Raw genomic sequence first — 15,970 nt, 5'->3', positions numbered from 1 at the left:
ATCCGAACGCGGATGCCGAAGACTCAGTCCTCGCCGCGGAGCGCGTCCAGCGCGTGCCGGAAATCGGCGGGGTACGGAGACTCCGTCTGGACCCACTCCCCGGTGGTGGGGTGCGCGAAACCGAGCCGGTGCGCGTGCAGCCACTGCCTCGTCAGGCCCAGCCGCGCCGACAGGGTCGGGTCGGCACCGTACAGCGGGTCCCCCACGCACGGGTGCCTGTGCGCGGCCATGTGCACACGGATCTGGTGCGTCCGGCCGGTCTCGAGGTGGATCTCCAGCAGCGATGCGCCGGGGAACGCCTCGAGCGTCTCGTAATGGGTGACCGACGGCTTGCCGTCAGGGATCACCGCGAACTTCCAGGAGTGGTTCGGATGCCGCCCGATCGGAGCGTCGATCGTGCCTGCGAGCGGATCCGGGTGCCCCTGCACGACCGCGTGGTAGATCTTCTCGACCGTGCGCTCCTTGAAGGCCCGCTTGAGTGCGGAGTAGGCCGCCTCGGTCTTCGCAACCACCATGAGGCCGCTGGTTCCGACATCGAGGCGATGTACGACGCCCTGACGCTCGGGCGCCCCGCTGGTGGCGATCCGGAAGCCTGCTGCGGCGAGAGCGCCGACGACCGTCGGGCCCTCCCAGCCCACGGACGGGTGCGCAGCGACCCCGGTGGGCTTGTCGACCACCACGATGTCGTCGTCGTCATAGACGATGCCGAGCTCCGGCACCGCGATGGGTTCGATCCGGAGCTCCTGTTTGGGCGCCCATTCCACGTCGAGCCAGCCGCCGGCGCGCAGTTTGTCCGACTTGCCCAGGACGACACCATCGAGCGCCACTCCCCCGGCCTCGGCGACCTCTGCCGCGAACGTGCGGGAGAACCCGAGCATCTTCGCCAGCGCCGCATCGACACGGACACCGTCCAGTCCGTCCGGGACCGGAAGAGAGCGCGATTCCACGATCAGGCCTCGGATCCTGCACCGTCGCGCCGAGCGGGGCTCTGCGGATCGGCACTCGTCGCCACGTCCTGGGCAGCGATGTCGGCAGATGCGCCTTCGGTCCCGGCGGAGTCGTCGTCGATGCGGTCGGATCCCGATGTGTCATGGTCGGACGGTTCAGCAGCCGCCTCATCCTTGTGATCCCGCTCACGAGTGCCGTCGAGGCGGAGGCCTGTGATGATCAGCAAGGCGATCGAGATCATGCCGCTGACGATGAAGATGTCCGCGACGTTGAAGATCGCCGGCAGCATCCACGGCATCGAGATCATGTCGACGACGTGTCCGACGCCGAAACCCGGTTCGCGGAAGACGCGGTCGGTGAGGTTCCCGAGCACACCGCCGAGGAGTGCACCGAGCACGACGGCCCACAGGCGTGCGCGCACCGCGAACGCCTTCCACACGATCACGCACGCGACGACGGCGAGGGCGATGGTGAAGATCCACGTGTAACCGGCGCCGATGGAGAACGCGGCCCCGGAATTGCGGACGTAGAAGAGCTGCAGGAAGCCGCCGAGAACGGGGACTGTCTGCTCCAGCGGGAGGTTCGTGATGGTGAGATGCTTCACAAACTGATCGGCGGCCAGCACGAGCACTGCGAGAATCGCAATGATCGCGCCGGCCGCCGAACCGTGAAGCGGTTGACGCCGGGTCAACGGGGCTCCTTACTGCGCGGAGGAGGCGTCCCCGTTGGGGCCGCCCTTCTCGTCGAGGTCGCGGAGCTGACCCTCGATGTAGCTGCGAAGCTGCGTGCGGTAATCCCGCTCGAACGTGTGCAGTTCGCTGATCTTGCTCTCGAGCACGTTGCGCTCGCGCTCGAGACGGGCGGTCTCTTCGCGCTGCTTCTGCTCGGCGTCCGCGAGGATCTTCGACGCCTGGGCCTTGGCGTCCGCGATGAGCTGGTCGCGCTGGGACTTGCCCTCGGCGACGTGCTCGTCGTGCAGGCGCTGGGCCAGCTCGATGATGCCGGCGGTCGCGGCCGCAGGAGCACCGGTCTCCGCGACCGGCGCGGCGACGGGAGCGGGTGCCGCAGCGACCGGCGCCTCGGCCGCGGGTGCAGCCTTCTCGCCGGACTCGTAGGCGGCCAGCTTGGCCTTCAGCTCCGCGTTCTCGTCGAGGGCCTTACGCCACTCGAGTACGACCTCGTCGAGGAAGTCGTCGACCTCGTCCGGGTCGAAGCCGTCCTTGAAACGGACGTGCTGGAACTGCTTGGTGACGACGTCATCCGGGGTCAGTGCCATGGGTGGCTCCTCTTTCGATGAGTTCTCGGTGGCCGGGTGGAAATGGCGCCTGCCCCTCGGCGTGCACCTTCAGAAAAGCATAGCCGTCCGATCCCTGTGCAGCGACGGCACGCGGCAACAGACGATCAGATGGGGGCAAGGAACAATCAGATGAACAGCGACAGACGATCAGATGAAGGATCGCGTGATCGACATCAGGATCAGCACGATGATCATCGTGAGCGTAAAGCCCAGATCCAGCGAGACGGGTCCGATCCTCAGCGGAGGAATGAGGCGTCGGAACATCCTGATCGGCGGGTCGGTGAGCGTGTAGACGATCTCAGCCGCGATCAGTCCGGCACCACGGGGGCGCCATGAGCGGTTGAAGATGGGGATGTAGTCCAGGATCAGCCGAGCGAACAGCGTGAGCAGGTACAGCAGCAGCAGTATGTTCATAATCGCTGCGATCACGGAGACCGCGGGCGGCACCACCACGCGTCAGGAGTGCGCGAGCGCGGGCTCGTCGCCCCCGGCCATCCCGCCCTGCCCCGACACCGCGATGCTCTCCGGCGACAGCAGGAAGACCTTGCTCGTCACGCGCTCGATGCGGCCGTAGAGGCCGAGCGAGAGCCCGCTCGCGAAGTCGATCAGACGGCGCGCGTCGGCGTCGCTCATCTGCGAGAGGTTGATGATCACCGGGATCCCGTCCCGGAAGCTCTCCGCGATGACCTGGGCGTCGCGGTACTGCTTCGGGTGCACGGTGAGGATCTCGTTCACGACGCCCGCAGCGGGCTGACGCACGGCGGTCGGGCGACGCAGCGGCGTGACCGGAGCCGGCTTGACCTCATCACGCTCACGACGCACCTCGTCCCGACGGACGGGCTCGTGCCGGACCTGCTCCTGGCGAGCGCTGTGCGCGGCCGGAGCAGTCTCCTCGTAGACCTCTTCCTCATCGGCGAGGCCGAGGTACACCATGGTCTTCTTCAGCGGGTTCCCCATCGTGTCCTCCGAACGTGTAGGGGTGGTTCTGTGTCGAGGCTAACCCTGTGCGGGTCGTGCCCCCGTGATTGCGGTGCCGATGCGTAGGTGTGTCGCGCCTGCCGCGATCGCCTCGACGAAATCGCCGGTCATGCCGGCCGAGATCCAATCGGCTCCCGGCGCGACCGTGCGCAGGCGCTGCGCGGACTCATGCACTCGGGCGAACGCCGCAGCCGGGTCCTCGTCGAGCGGCGCGACGGCCATCACGCCGCGCAAACGCAGCGTCGGCAGCGCGAGCACCTGCTCGGCGAGCCGCTCGATCTCCGCCGGCGGGACTCCCCCGCGGCCCGGGTCGTCGGTGAGGTTGATCTGCAGCAGGACATCGAGCCGCACGTCGTCGGTCGCCGCTCGATCGAGTGCCTCCGCGAGTCGCAGGCGGTCCACCGAGTGCACGACCTGCGCCGCCCGGCGGATCGCACCGGCCTTGTTCGTCTGCGCCTGCCCGATGAAATGCCAGCGCAGATCATCCAGCCCGGCAAGGGCCTCCGTCTTCGCGGAGAGCTCCTGCTGGCGGTTCTCCCCCACCTCTCGGACGCCGAGGCCGTAGAGCTCGCTCACGAGCGACGCGGGGTGGAACTTCGTCACGACGATGCGCGTGATCTCCGCGGGATCCCGTCCCGCGAGCCGTGCGGCGTCCGCGATCGCTGCATCGATCGCGGACAGCCGCTCGGCGACCGAGCTCACTTCAGGAACTCGGGGATGTCGAGGTCGCTCTCGTCGAAGGCCGGCTCGATGCTCGTGTGCACTGGAAGGATCGACGGCGCGGACACCGAAACGGTCTCGCGCGGCGCCTCCTCGGCCTGTGCCGAATCCTCGCGCTCCTCGACGGCAGGCTTCTCGGCGACCGCAGGAGTGGTCGTGCGCGAGAAGATCTGCGGGTCCAGGCGCAGCGTGGGCTCACCGCTGTCGAAGCCGGCGGCGATCACCGTGACGCGCACCTCGTCGCCGAGGGTGTCGTCGATGACCGTTCCGAAGATGATGTTGGCTTCGGGGTGCGCGGCCTCCTTGACCAGATCCGCGGCGTCGTGGATCTCGAAGATGCCGAGGTTCGATCCACCCTGGATCGACAGCAGCACGCCGTGCGCGCCCTCGATCGACGCCTCCAGCAGAGGCGATTCGACCGCGAGCTCGGCGGCCTTGATCGCGCGGTCCGCGCCGCGCGCCGAGCCGATGCCCATGAGCGCGGATCCCGCTCCCTGCATGACCGACTTGACGTCGTTGAAGTCGAGGTTGATGAGACCGGGAGTGGTGATCAGATCGGTGATGCCCTGCACACCGGCGAGCAGCACCTGGTCCGCCGTGGCGAACGCCTCGATCATCGAGATCCCGCGGTCGCTGATCTCGAGCAGACGGTCGTTCGGCACCACGATGAGGGTGTCGACCTCTTCCTTCAGCTTGGCGACGCCCGCGTCGGCCTGCGACTGGCGCCGGCGGCCCTCGAAGGAGAACGGCTTGGTGACGACGCCGATCGTCAGCGCGCCGATCGACTTCGCGATGCGCGCGACGATCGGGGCGCCGCCCGTTCCGGTGCCGCCGCCCTCTCCCGCCGTCACGAAGACCATGTCGGCGCCGGTCAGCGCCTGCTCGATCTCCTCAGCGTGGTCCTCCGCGGCCCGACGTCCGACCTCGGGATCGGCGCCGGCGCCGAGACCGCGGGTCAGATCACGACCGACGTCGAGCTTGACGTCCGCGTCGCTCATGAGCAACGCCTGCGCGTCGGTGTTGATCGCGATGAACTCGACGCCGCGCAGGCCGAGATCGATCATGCGATTGACGGCGTTGACGCCACCACCGCCGACACCGACGACCTTGATCACGGCAAGGTAGTTCTGGTTCTGGCTCATCCCGTCCTCCGATGTATGTCGAGCCCCGGGCCGGAAACCTTAAACCTCAAGCAGAAGGTTAAAGTATTTCCCGGTATTGCTTTCTCTTTGATCGAAGGTAAGCGGCACACGGCGCGCAGGAGCCAAGCGACACGCGCCTGCGCGCGATCGTTTCGGATATTCGTGCTCAGCCGACGATGCCGACGCCCGGAGAGGACACGTCGTACGACGCCGCGTCCGGATTCGCCTTCATCAGCGCCTGCAGGGACCGAGTCTTGAGCGCGGACTGCTCCGCACTCCCCCACACCACCTTGGCGCCGCCGTTCAGCTGCAGCACGATGTCATCCGGAGTGGACGCGGCGGCGCCGGCGACCTGGCCGCGCAGCTCGGCGGGCAGTGTTCGCAGTGCCGTGCCGACCGCCGCGAACGCCTTGGACGCCGTGCCGCCGCTGACGTCGATCAACGCGTATCCGGCAGGCTGCTCCTCGCTGGTCGAGAGCACGACCCCTGCGACATCGACGACCGTGAACCGCCCGTCACTCTGCTGGATCACGCCGACAGGCGTGCGCTCAACGATCCGAACCACGAGGTCGTGCGGAGGGTGCGCCTCCAGACGGTAGGTCTCGATCAGCGGGAATCTGACCAGAGCGGCCTTGACGGCGCTGGCGTCGACGAGCGCGAGCGGCCGGCCGACCTGCCCCGACAGTGCCTTCTGCACGTCTCCCGCCTTGAGTGAACTCGTCCCCTCGACGGTGATCGTCTGCACCGCGAACAGCGGACTGTACGCCGCGCCGACGCTTCCGCCCACGATGAGGAGTGCGAGGGCGGCGCCGATGATCCAGCCGATGCGGCGTCGCCGGGAACGCTGGGTGAAGCGGCGGATCTCCGTGCGCAGCGCCTTCCGGCGTGCCCGGGTCGCCTGCCAGAGGTCGCGCGCGGTCAGCGGCGCCTCGTCCTGCATCGCCGACCGGTCGGCTTCCACCGCGCGGTCCTGCACCGTCGAGGATTCGGCGGCCCCTCCCCGCTCGAGAGGGATCAACGACGTCGCGTTCCGGTCGGCCGACGTCGTCGACGTCGCCTCAGGCTCCGCCGCGGCGATCCCGACTTCCGTCTGCCGCCCCCACGCACGCGCCGACGGGCCGTCTGACGGCTCTGCCGAAACGGGACGCTCCGGCTCGACCGGAGGCGCCGAAGCGGGGATCGCGGACGGCCGGCGCACGGTCAGCCCTCGGCGGTGGCGCGCAGCGCGTCCAGCACCTGCGGGATGATCTGATACACGTTGCCGCAGCCGAGCGTGATCACGTAGTCGCCCTCGCGCGCGACGGACGCCGTGTAGTCGGCGGCCTGCTGCCAGTCCGCGACGTAGTGCACGTGATCCGGGTCCGCGAAGGCGCCGCTGACCAATTCACCGGTGACTCCCGGAACCGGATCCTCCCGGGCTCCGTACACGTCGAGCATGACGGTGTGGTCGGCACCGGTCTCGAGCACTTCGGCGAACTCACGGTACATGTGCTGAGTACGCGAATAGGTGTGCGGCTGCTGGATCGCGATGATGCGGCCGTCGCCGACGATCGTGCGCATGGCATCCAGTGCAGCGCGCACCTCGGTCGGGTGGTGCGAGTAGTCGTCGTAGACGCTCACGCCCCGGGCGACGCCGTGCAGCTCGAGCCGGCGCACGGTCCCCGCGAAGCCCTCGACGGCGCGAGCGGCGTCGGCCAGCTCGTACCCCAGCGTCGTGAGCACGGCGACGGCACCCGCGGCGTTGATCGCGTTGTGCACGCCGGGCACCGCGAGCTGCATGCGGGCGGAGGCGCCGCGCAAGGTCAGGGTCGCGGCGACCGGACCGTCGGTCACGATGTCGGTGACCCGCAGGTCCGCGTCCTCCGCGAGCCCGAACGAGATGACATTCGGATGCGTGATCCCCGCTCGCACGCGGAGGGCGCCGGCGTCATCGCTCGAGATCACGACGGCCTCGCCCGCCGCGTTCGCGAAGGTCACGAACGCCTCGTGGAAGGCCTCGTCGGATCCGTAGTGGTCCAGGTGATCCGGGTCGACGTTCGTGATCAGGGCGACCGAGGTGTCGTAGAGCAGGAACGTGCCGTCGGACTCGTCGGCCTCGATCACGAACAGATCGTCGGCGCCGGAGGAGCTGGAGGTGCCCAGCTGCTCGATCACGCCGCCGTTGACGAAGTTCGGATCGGCGCCGAGCTCGCGCAGCGCGGTGACGATCATGCCCGTCGAGCTGGTCTTGCCGTGCGCGCCCGCCACGGAGACGAGGCGGCGCCCGCGGATCAGCCAGTGCAGCGCCTGCGACCGGTGGATCACATGCAGTCCCCGCTCCTTGGCGAGAACGAACTCCGGGTTCTCCGGCCAGATCGCGCCGGTGTGCACGACGGTGTCGGCGTCGCCCAGGTTCGCCGCGTCATGACCCACGTGCACCTCGGCACCGAGGTCGGCGAGCGCCCGCAGGTTGGCGCTGTCCGCGCGATCGCTGCCGGAGACGCGGATGCCCGCATCGAGGAACATCCGGGCGAGTCCGGACATGCCGGAGCCGCCGATGCCGATGAAGTGCGCGGCGGTGATGTCGTCCGGAATCGGCAGGGAGAGGTCGGGTCTGATCATGACTGAATAATCCTAAGTCGGGGCGAGCGGGGCGGCGCCCGGCTCGCCGGGTCAGGGCTGGAGGGGCTCAGCGCGCCAGCGCGCGGTCGGCGAGCGCGATGAGGTCCTCGGTCCCGGTGCGCGATCCCACGCTCTCGGCCGCCCGCCTCATCTCCGCACGGCGATCCGTGTCCCGCAGCAGCGGGACCACCTCCCTCCGCACGCGCTCGGGAGTGAGCTGCCCGTCCTCGATCAGCACGGCGGCGCCCGCATCGATCGCGGCTGCGGCGTTCAGCCGCTGTTCGCCGTTGCCGACGGCGTAGGGCACGTAGATCGCGGGGATGCCGAGGGCGCTGATCTCGCTCACGGTCGCCGAGCCGGAGCGGGAGAGGACCAGATCCGCCAGGGCGAACGCGAGATCCATCCGGTCCAGGTAGCGGCGCATGGTGTACCCGGGAGCACCCGGATCCGACATCTCGGAACGATCGCCGGTCGCGTGCAGGATCTGCCACCCCGTGTCGAGGACGTCCTGCCAGGATCCTGCGATCGCCTCGTTCAGGCGCTGTGCGCCGAGCGAGCCGCCGAACACGAGCAGCACAGGGCGATCGGGATCCAGCCCGAACTCCGCCGCGGCCTCGGTGCGGAGGGCGGAGCGGTTCAGGTCGACGATCTCCCGGCGCAGTGGCATGCCGACGAACTCGCCGCGGCGCAGGGGCGTGCCGGGGAAGGCGACGCCGACGGCCGCCGCGGTGCGGGCGCCCAGCACGTTCGCCATGCCGGGGCGGGCGTTGGCCTCGTGCACGACGAAGGGGACGCGCTCGCGCCGCGCCGCGACGTACGCGGGTGCCGAGGCGTATCCGCCGAAGCCGATCACCGCGTCCACCCCGTGCTCGCGGATATAGGAGCGCACCTGCTTCACGGCGCGCGAGAACCGCACCGGGAAGGCCAACGCAGCGCCGTTCGGGCGGCGCGGGAACGGCACCTTGTCGATCGTGAGCAGGTCGTAACCGCGTTGCGGCACCAGCCGCGATTCCAGGCCCTCACGGGTGCCGAGCACCAGCACGGACGACTCGGGATCACGAGCGTGCAGGCCGTCGGCGACGGCGAGCAGCGGATTGACGTGGCCCGCGGTCCCGCCGCCGGCCAGAAGATACGTGGTCACTTCAGGAGCGTACCGGACCGGCCTGCGGCCGGCCTCTGCGCGGGCGCCGGCAGCGTGCGGGCGAAGGAGAGGAGCACGCCGCAGGCGAGCAGCACGGACAGCAGCGAGGTGCCGCCCTGCGACATGAACGGCAGCGGAACGCCCAGCACGGGGAAGATGCGCAGCACGACGCCGACGTTGATGAGTGCCTGCGAGAGGATCCACACCACGATGCCGCCGGAGGTGACGCGGACGAACAGGTCGTCGGTCTTGCGCACCATGCGGAACACGGCGACGGCGAACAGGACGAACAGGGCGAGCACGAGCCCGCAGCCGATCAGGCCCAGCTCCTCGCCCACGATCGCGAAGATGTAGTCGTTCGAGGCGGCAGGGAGCCATCCGTACTTCTCGCGCGAGTTGCCGAGCCCCAGGCCGAAGATGCCGCCGTTCGCCATGCCCCAGATCGCATGCACCTGCTGATAGCAGGTGCTCAGATAGCAGCTCGTGTCGTTCGAAGCATCGAAGACGCCGAGGATCAGGGCGCGCCGCCGCTCGTCGGCCAAGGCGAATCCGAGCACCGCGGCCAGGGAGATCAGCAGCGGCAGGATGAAGAGCCGCAGCCGCACCCCTGAGAAGAACAGTGCTCCGAGGATGATCAGGAAGAGGATCATCGAGGTGCCGAGGTCCTTGCCGCCGAGCACGGCGGCGATGGCGAGGAAGCCGACCGGGATCAGCGGGATGAACACATGCTTCCAGCGTCCGAGCAGGTCCTGCTTGCGCCACAGGATGAAGCCGGCCCACACGGCGAGGGCGAGCTTGATGAACTCGGAGGGCTGCACCACCTGGCCCGCGATCCTCAGCCAGTTCGTGTTGCCGTCGTTCGCATACCCGAGCGGCGTGTAGACGAGCATCTGCAGCCCTACAGCACCGATCAGGATGAGCCAGGCCGTGCGCTTCCAGAACGTGATGGGGAACCGGCTCATCAGGAACATGAGCGGGACGCCGATGGCGGCGACGAGAGCCTGCGTCATGACGATCGCGAAGGGATCCTGGCCGCCCTCGACCGCGTTCGCGCTCGAGGCCGAGAGGATCATCACGAGGCCGAACACCGTCAGCAGCAGCGACGTCGAGGCGATCAGCGCGAACTCGGTGGACACGGGGCGGAAGACCCGCCCCAGACGGACGCGCGCGGCGAGTCCGTCGACGCGAGGCTCAGGAGCCGGCGTCGGGCGTGGTGCCACCTGCGTCATCGGCGCTCCCCTGCTCGCTCGACCGTCCCTGATCGATCCACTGCCGCACCGCCTCGGCGAAGCGGTGGCCGCGATCCGCATAGCTCGCGAACTGGTCGAAGGACGCCGCCGCCGGAGCGAGGAGCACGGTGTCCCCCTCCCGGGCGATGCCCGCAGCCAATTCGACGACGCGGGTCATGACCTCTTCAGTGTCGCCGGGGACGACCTCCAGCACCTGCACCGCGGGCGCGTGTCGCGCGAACACCTCGAGCAGGTGCGTCCGGTCGACGCCGATCACGAGGGCCGCCCGAGCGGTCGCGCCCGCGCCGGCCACCAGCTCCGACAGGTCGACGCCCTTCACATCCCCGCCCACGACCCAGATCGCCCCGGGGAACGCCCGCAGCGACGACTGGGCGGCGTGCGGGTTCGTAGCCTTGGAATCATCCACCCAGGTGATCCCCGCGGAACGCGCGACGACCTCGATGCGATGCGCATCGAGGCGGAATCCGTCCAGCGCCGTTCTGATCGCGGTGGGCTCGACCCCGAGCGACCGGCTGAGCGCCGCCGCGGCGAGGATGTTCTGCACGATGTGCGGGGCGTTCAATCCGTGCGCGGCGAGATCCGCCACGGTCGTGAGCTCGAGGGCGCTGTGATGGCGGTCGTCGAGGAACGCGCGATCGGCGAGGATGCCCTCGACAACGCCCAGGTCGCTGGGCCCCGGGATCCCCAGCCCGAATCCGATCGCGCGGGCGCCGTCGATGACGTCGGCGTCCTCGACCATGCGCTGCGTGGCCGCGTCGGCCTTGTTGTACACGCAGGCGACGCGCGTATTGCGGTACACGACCGCCTTGGCATCGCGGTACGCCTCGGCGCTGCCGTGCCACACGAGGTGGTCGTCCGCGAGGTTGAGGCACGTGGCCGTCCACGGCACCGGCTGCCCTGCGGGGTCGGAGCGCCCGAGGTACCAGAGCTGGTGGCTGGACAGTTCGACCACGAGCACGTCGAAGCCGCCGGGGTCGCGCACCGCGTCGAGGACGGGCACGCCGATGTTGCCGCACGGGGCGGCGCGCAGACCGCCGGCGACGAGCATCGTCGCAGTGAGCTGGGTCGTGGTGGTCTTGCCGTTGGTCCCTGTGATCAGCACCCACTCCGCGGGTGTGCCGTCGTCGCGGAGGACCTTGTCCCGCACGCGCCAGGCGAGCTCGATGTCGCCCCACAGAGCGATCGGCTGCGTGCGGATCCACGCGATCACGGGATGTGCGGGCGCGAAGCCCGGCGAGGCGATGACGACCTCCGGCGCGAACTCGACGAGCTGTTCCGGAACGGATCCGAGATCGCCGATCCACAGCTGGGCGCCGATCAGCGGCACCAGGCGCTCGTACTCCTCGGTGGCGCTCTCGGAAAGCACCAGGACCTCCGCGCCGAGCTCGGTCAGGGTGTCGGCGACCGAGAACCCGGTCACGGACAGGCCGAGCACGGCGACCCGCAGGCCCCGCCAGTCGGCGTGCCAGCTGGTCAGGACATCGAGATCACGGGTCATGAGCTGGTCAGCCGCAGCCACTCGACGTAGAACAGGCCGAACGCCGACACGGAGAGCAGACCGGCGATGATCCACATCCGCACCACGATCGTGGCCTCGGGCCAGCCGCGCATCTCGAGGTGATGGTGGAACGGGCTCTGCAAGAACAGGCGCTTGCCGCGGGTGAGCTTGAAGTAGGCCAGCTGCACGATCACCGAACCGGAGGCGATGATGAAGACGCCCGCCAGGAGCAGGAGAAGCAGCTCGGTGCGGGTGAGGATCGCGAGCGCCGCGATCACGCCGCCGATGGACATGGATCCGACATCGCCCATGAAGACCTTCGCCTTGGGCGCGTTCCACCACAGGAAACCGATCAGCGCGCCGACGAACGATGCCGAGATCACGGCGAGGTCGAACGGATGCGCGACGTCGTAGCAGCCTGCCAGTGACGACGGCGACAGCGACTCAGCGGCACAGGACTGCTTGAACTGCCAGAACGAGATCAGGCTGTAGGCGCCGATCACGAACACGGCGCAGCCGGCCGCCAGGCCGTCCAGGCCGTCGGTGAGGTTGACGCTGTTGGAGGTCGCGATGCCGATCAGCGAGATCCAGAGCAAGTACAGCAACCAGCCGACGATGGGGCCCAGCGCGAACAACCACAGCACGGGGATGTCGCGGAAGAGCGAGACGAAACCGCTCGCGGGGGTGTTGCCGGAGGGGCTGCGCACCGTGAGCGCGACGATGCCGAACGGCACCATGACCAGCACCTGCCCGACGATCTTGCGCCAGCCCGAGAGTCCGAGGCTGTTGCGCCGGCGCAGCTTCATGTAGTCGTCGATGAAGCCGACCGCGCCGAAGCCCAGCATGAGCCAGATCACGAGCAGCCCGGAGGCCGTCGGATAGCTCCCGCCGGTGAAGGTGCCGACGCCGTAGCCGACGACGGTGCCGAGGATGAAGATGACGCCGCCCATGGTCGGCGTGCCCCGCTTGGCCTGGTGGCTGGGGTTGCTGATCGACTCCGGCGTGCGGATGACCTGTCCCCAGCCCCACTTCCGGAACAGCCGGAGGAACACCGGCGTCAGCAGGAGCGTGAACGCGAGGGAGATCGCGGCGGAGGTAAGCAGGGATCTCACGAGAACGATTCTCCCAGACGATCGCCGAGGAACCGGAGTCCGGCGGAGTTGGACGACTTCACGAGCACGCGATCGCCGGGGCGCAGCTCACCCCGGAGGTACTCGAAGGCGGCGTCGGCGTCGGCGAGATGTACGGCCTCACCGTCCCACGAGCCCTCGCCCACGGCCGCGAGGTAGAGCCGGCGCGCCTCCGCGCCGACCACGACGATGCGCTGGATGTTCAGGCGCACGGCGAGCAGCCCGATCCGGTCGTGCTCGTCGCCGGCCGTCTCGCCGAGCTCGCTCATCGCGCCCAGCACGGCGACGGTGCGCTCGTCCGGACCGGTGATCTGCGCGAGGGTGCGCAGCGCGGCCGCCATGGAGTCGGGGCTCGCGTTGTACGCGTCGTTGATGATGCGCACGTCGGCGCCGCCCATGGGCTGCATGCGCCACCGCTCGGCGAGCTGCACGGTCTCCAGGCGCGCGATGGCGTCGGCAGGCGCGACGCCGAGTGCGCCGGTCGCAGCGATCGCCGCGATCGCGTTGTTCACGTGGTGCGCGCCGAGCACCTGCAGACGCAGCGGCAGCGCCTGCCCGTCCACGTGCACGATGCAGGACGTCCCGGATGCGGTGACGTCGATCTCGGCCGCGCGCACGTCTGCCGCGGGGGTCTGGCCGAAGCCGACGATCCGCAGGCCGCGCTCCTCGGCGAGCGGCGCCATGCCCGCTACGCGCGGGTCGTCGAGGTTCAGCACGGCGGTGCCACCGTGGGCCGCAGCCTCGACCAGTTCGGCCTTGGCCCGTGCCGTCTCCTCGATGCCGCCGAAACCGCCCGCGTGCGCGAGTCCGACCATGAGCTCGATCACGACGTCGGGAGTCACGAGCCCGGCCAGGCGCGCGATCTCGCCCGGCGCGCTGGCGCCGAACTCGCACACCAGGAAGCGGGTGGTGGGGGTGATCCGCAGCATGGTGAGCGGCGCGCCGACTTCGTTGTTGTAGGAGGCGATCGGCGCGATGGTCTCGCCCTCGTCCTGCAGGATCCGCGCGAGGAAGTTCTTCGTGGTGGTCTTGCCGTTGGATCCGGTGACGCCGACGATGCGCAGGTCGCCTGCCGCCCGCACCTTGGCGACGACCGCACGGGCCAGCTCCGCGATGGCGTCGACGACATCGGGCACGACGATCTGCGAGATCGCCTCGTCGACGGCGTGCTCGACGAGCGCCAGCACGGCGCCGTTCTCGATCGCGGCGCCCACGAACCGGTGGCCGTCGGTCTGCTCACCGGGCTTGGCGACGAAGATGCCGCCGGGCGACATCTGACGAGAGTCGGTGTCGACGACGCCGGAGACGATCGATGCGGGATCGTGACCTGCGGCGGGGCGCAAGTCGCCGCCGACGATCTCGGCGATCTCCGCGAGAGACAGAGCGATCATGGGGATGGGATCCTCCGAGGGCGACGCCATCGCTCCGAAGCGACGGCGGCCATCATTAGTACTTGGGCAGCAGCGGTTCCATGGGTGTGGTGGAGGGCTGCACGCGATAGGTCTTCAGCACCTGCGTCATCGCCTTCTGGAAGGCGGGCGCGGTGGCCGCAGACGAGGTTACCCTAGTGGGCTCGTCGAGGGTGACCACGACGACGTACTCCGGGTGGTCGGCAGGGGCGTATCCCACCATGCTGGTGAAGTAGATCCCCTCCTTGTAAGCGCCGGTCTCCGGATCGGGCTTCTGGGCGGTTCCGGTCTTGGCGGCGATGCGGTAGCCGGGGACCTTGATCAGGTCCGAGACGCTGCCCTGCTCGGCCACGTTCTCGATCATGCGGCTGAGCTCGGCGTCCTTGGCCGCATCGAAGACGCGCTGCGGCTTCGGGGCGGGCGCTTCGGTGACCTTGCCCGACGCGTCGGTGCAGGATTCCACCAGGGACAGCGGGACCTTCACCCCGCCGTTCGCGATGGCCTGGTATGCGCTCGCGACCTGCGGAGCGGTGACGGTGTAGTACTGGCCGAACGTGGTCGTGTAGTGCGACTGGTAGTCCCAGTCCTTGACCGGGTGGATGACTCCGGAAGTCTCGCCGGGGAAGTCGATCGCAGTCTTGCTGCCCACTCCGAACTTGACCAGCTCGTCGTAGCGCTGCTGGTCGGTGACCATGTCGCCGAACTTCGACAGCGCCACGTTCGAGGAGTCGATGAGGGCACCCGCGAGCGTGTAGTCGTAGGCCGGGTGCTCGAACGCGTCGTTGATCACCGCGCCGTTCGGGAACTCCTCGTGGCTGGAGGCGCCCGTGATCCTGGTCGAGGCGTTCGCGTTCGCGTACTCCATGACAGAAGCCGCCGTGATGGCCTTGAATGTGGATCCGGGCTCGAAGCTCGTCGAGAAGATCCGCGATCCGCGGTCTTCGGGGTTCGCGGCGCCGGGGTCGTTGGGGTCGACGGTCGGGAACTCGGCGGCGGCGCGGATCTTGCCCGTGCCGACCTCGACGACCGTCACGGTGCCGGCCTTCGCCGCCTGCGCCTTGACCTCCTCGGAGATCATCTGCTGCAGATACCACTGCAGCTCGGTGTTGATCGTGAGCTGCACGGTCCCGCCGTCGACCGCCGGCGTTTCGCTCTGGCTACCGGGGATGACGACGCCGTCCTTGCCCTGCAGGTAGGTCTCCTGGCCCTTCGTCGCGCTCAGGCACTGGTTCTGGGCCTCCTCGAGACCCTCCTTGTCGCCATTGCCTGCGATGAAGCCGATCAGGTTGCCCGCGACGGCGCCGTTCGGATACACCCGCACGGACCGCGGCATCGGCCAGAGATAGGCCAGGTCGAGGGCACGAAGCTTGAGGAACTGGTCCGTGCTGAGTCCCCGCTTCAGCATCACGTACTGCGATTCCGGGTTCGCCTTCAGTGCATCCGCTACTTCTTTGCGGATCGCGTCACCGCTCTCGCCGATGATGGCAGCGATCTTGTCGGAAGCCTTGGCCCAGGGCAGCTTGGGCTTGGTCTTCGCTTCCTGAAGCTGCGTCATCGTGTAGGGATCCATTTGAAGGTCGTAGACGAGCTGACTCTCAGCGAGCACGGTGCCGTTGGAGTCGACGATCTTCCCCCGGGCCCCGTCGATCTCTCGCGTACTGCCGAGGCTCCATTTCACCGACTGCTTGACCGTGGCGGACGCGCTGACCACCTGGATGTCGACGAGGCGCACCAGGAAGCCGCACATGACCGCGAGGATCACAGCGAGGGCGAGGACGGTCCGCCGGCGCGGGGTCCGGCTGGCTCGGGGTGTCATCGGATCTCCGTCCGGGGCTCGCGGTCTGTCATCGTCTGGG

Annotated in this window: 15 protein-coding genes; all 15 read right to left on the bottom strand. The window is 68.9% G+C overall.

Annotation, left to right across the window (positions count from 1 at the left end; translation table 11 throughout):
- Positions 1–23: 23 nt before the first annotated feature.
- Positions 24–947 carry an RluA family pseudouridine synthase gene (locus tag AC1DCT_RS00540; RefSeq protein WP_477426945.1) on the bottom strand — a complete coding sequence of 308 codons (924 nt, stop codon included), beginning with the start codon at positions 945–947 and terminating at the stop codon, positions 24–26.
- Positions 948–949: 2 nt separating this feature from the next.
- The gene (gene lspA, locus AC1DCT_RS00535; RefSeq protein WP_477426943.1) at positions 950–1,639 is read right to left on the bottom strand and encodes a signal peptidase II; all 690 of its coding nucleotides are present in this window, start codon (positions 1,637–1,639) and stop codon (positions 950–952) included.
- A gap of 9 nt (positions 1,640–1,648) precedes the next feature.
- Positions 1,649–2,224: a DivIVA domain-containing protein gene (locus AC1DCT_RS00530; RefSeq protein ID WP_440731446.1), complete on the bottom strand. Its 576-nt coding sequence runs from the start codon at positions 2,222–2,224 to the stop codon at positions 1,649–1,651.
- 168 nt (positions 2,225–2,392) lie between these two features.
- Positions 2,393–2,659: a YggT family protein gene (locus tag AC1DCT_RS00525; protein WP_477426941.1), complete on the bottom strand. Its 267-nt coding sequence runs from the start codon at positions 2,657–2,659 to the stop codon at positions 2,393–2,395.
- Positions 2,660–2,701: 42 nt separating this feature from the next.
- Positions 2,702–3,202: a cell division protein SepF gene (locus tag AC1DCT_RS00520; RefSeq protein ID WP_477426939.1), complete on the bottom strand. Its 501-nt coding sequence runs from the start codon at positions 3,200–3,202 to the stop codon at positions 2,702–2,704.
- A gap of 39 nt (positions 3,203–3,241) precedes the next feature.
- Positions 3,242–3,925, bottom strand: coding sequence for a YggS family pyridoxal phosphate-dependent enzyme (locus tag AC1DCT_RS00515; RefSeq protein WP_441978102.1), 684 nt, complete (start codon positions 3,923–3,925; stop codon positions 3,242–3,244).
- Positions 3,922–5,085: a cell division protein FtsZ gene (ftsZ, locus tag AC1DCT_RS00510; RefSeq protein WP_477426938.1), complete on the bottom strand. Its 1,164-nt coding sequence runs from the start codon at positions 5,083–5,085 to the stop codon at positions 3,922–3,924. The genes AC1DCT_RS00515 and ftsZ overlap by 4 nt, the downstream gene beginning before the upstream one ends.
- A gap of 166 nt (positions 5,086–5,251) precedes the next feature.
- Positions 5,252–6,046 (bottom strand): cell division protein FtsQ/DivIB, encoded by a 795-nt coding sequence (locus tag AC1DCT_RS00505; RefSeq protein WP_441978101.1) that lies wholly within the window; start codon positions 6,044–6,046, stop codon positions 5,252–5,254.
- Positions 6,047–6,285: 239 nt separating this feature from the next.
- A complete protein-coding gene (murC, locus tag AC1DCT_RS00500) occupies positions 6,286–7,686 on the bottom strand; it encodes a UDP-N-acetylmuramate--L-alanine ligase (protein ID WP_440731440.1) in 1,401 nt (466 codons plus the stop codon).
- Between the two features lie 67 nt (positions 7,687–7,753).
- Positions 7,754–8,827, bottom strand: coding sequence for an undecaprenyldiphospho-muramoylpentapeptide beta-N-acetylglucosaminyltransferase (gene murG / locus AC1DCT_RS00495; protein ID WP_441978100.1), 1,074 nt, complete (start codon positions 8,825–8,827; stop codon positions 7,754–7,756).
- Complete coding sequence (locus tag AC1DCT_RS00490; RefSeq protein ID WP_440731438.1) at positions 8,824–10,056, bottom strand: peptidoglycan glycosyltransferase FtsW; 1,233 nt, start codon at positions 10,054–10,056, stop codon at positions 8,824–8,826. Before AC1DCT_RS00490 ends, murG begins: the two co-directional genes overlap by 4 nt.
- Complete coding sequence (gene murD, locus AC1DCT_RS00485; protein WP_477426937.1) at positions 10,019–11,575, bottom strand: UDP-N-acetylmuramoyl-L-alanine--D-glutamate ligase; 1,557 nt, start codon at positions 11,573–11,575, stop codon at positions 10,019–10,021. Before murD ends, AC1DCT_RS00490 begins: the two co-directional genes overlap by 38 nt.
- On the bottom strand, positions 11,572–12,687 hold the full coding sequence (gene mraY / locus AC1DCT_RS00480) for a phospho-N-acetylmuramoyl-pentapeptide-transferase (RefSeq protein ID WP_440731436.1): 1,116 nt from the start codon (positions 12,685–12,687) through the stop codon (positions 11,572–11,574). The genes murD and mraY overlap by 4 nt, the downstream gene beginning before the upstream one ends.
- Positions 12,684–14,096: a UDP-N-acetylmuramoyl-tripeptide--D-alanyl-D-alanine ligase gene (locus AC1DCT_RS00475; protein ID WP_441978098.1), complete on the bottom strand. Its 1,413-nt coding sequence runs from the start codon at positions 14,094–14,096 to the stop codon at positions 12,684–12,686. The genes mraY and AC1DCT_RS00475 overlap by 4 nt, the downstream gene beginning before the upstream one ends.
- A 55-nt stretch (positions 14,097–14,151) precedes the next feature.
- Entirely contained in the window at positions 14,152–15,930 is a 1,779-nt protein-coding gene (locus AC1DCT_RS00470; protein WP_441978097.1) for a peptidoglycan D,D-transpeptidase FtsI family protein, read from the bottom strand.
- Between the last annotated feature and the right edge of the window lie 40 nt (positions 15,931–15,970).

This window comes from Microbacterium sp. 10L49 (assembly GCF_056395125.1).
Note: the sequence above shows the minus strand (reverse complement) of the source record. Positions and strands in the feature narration are given on the sequence as shown.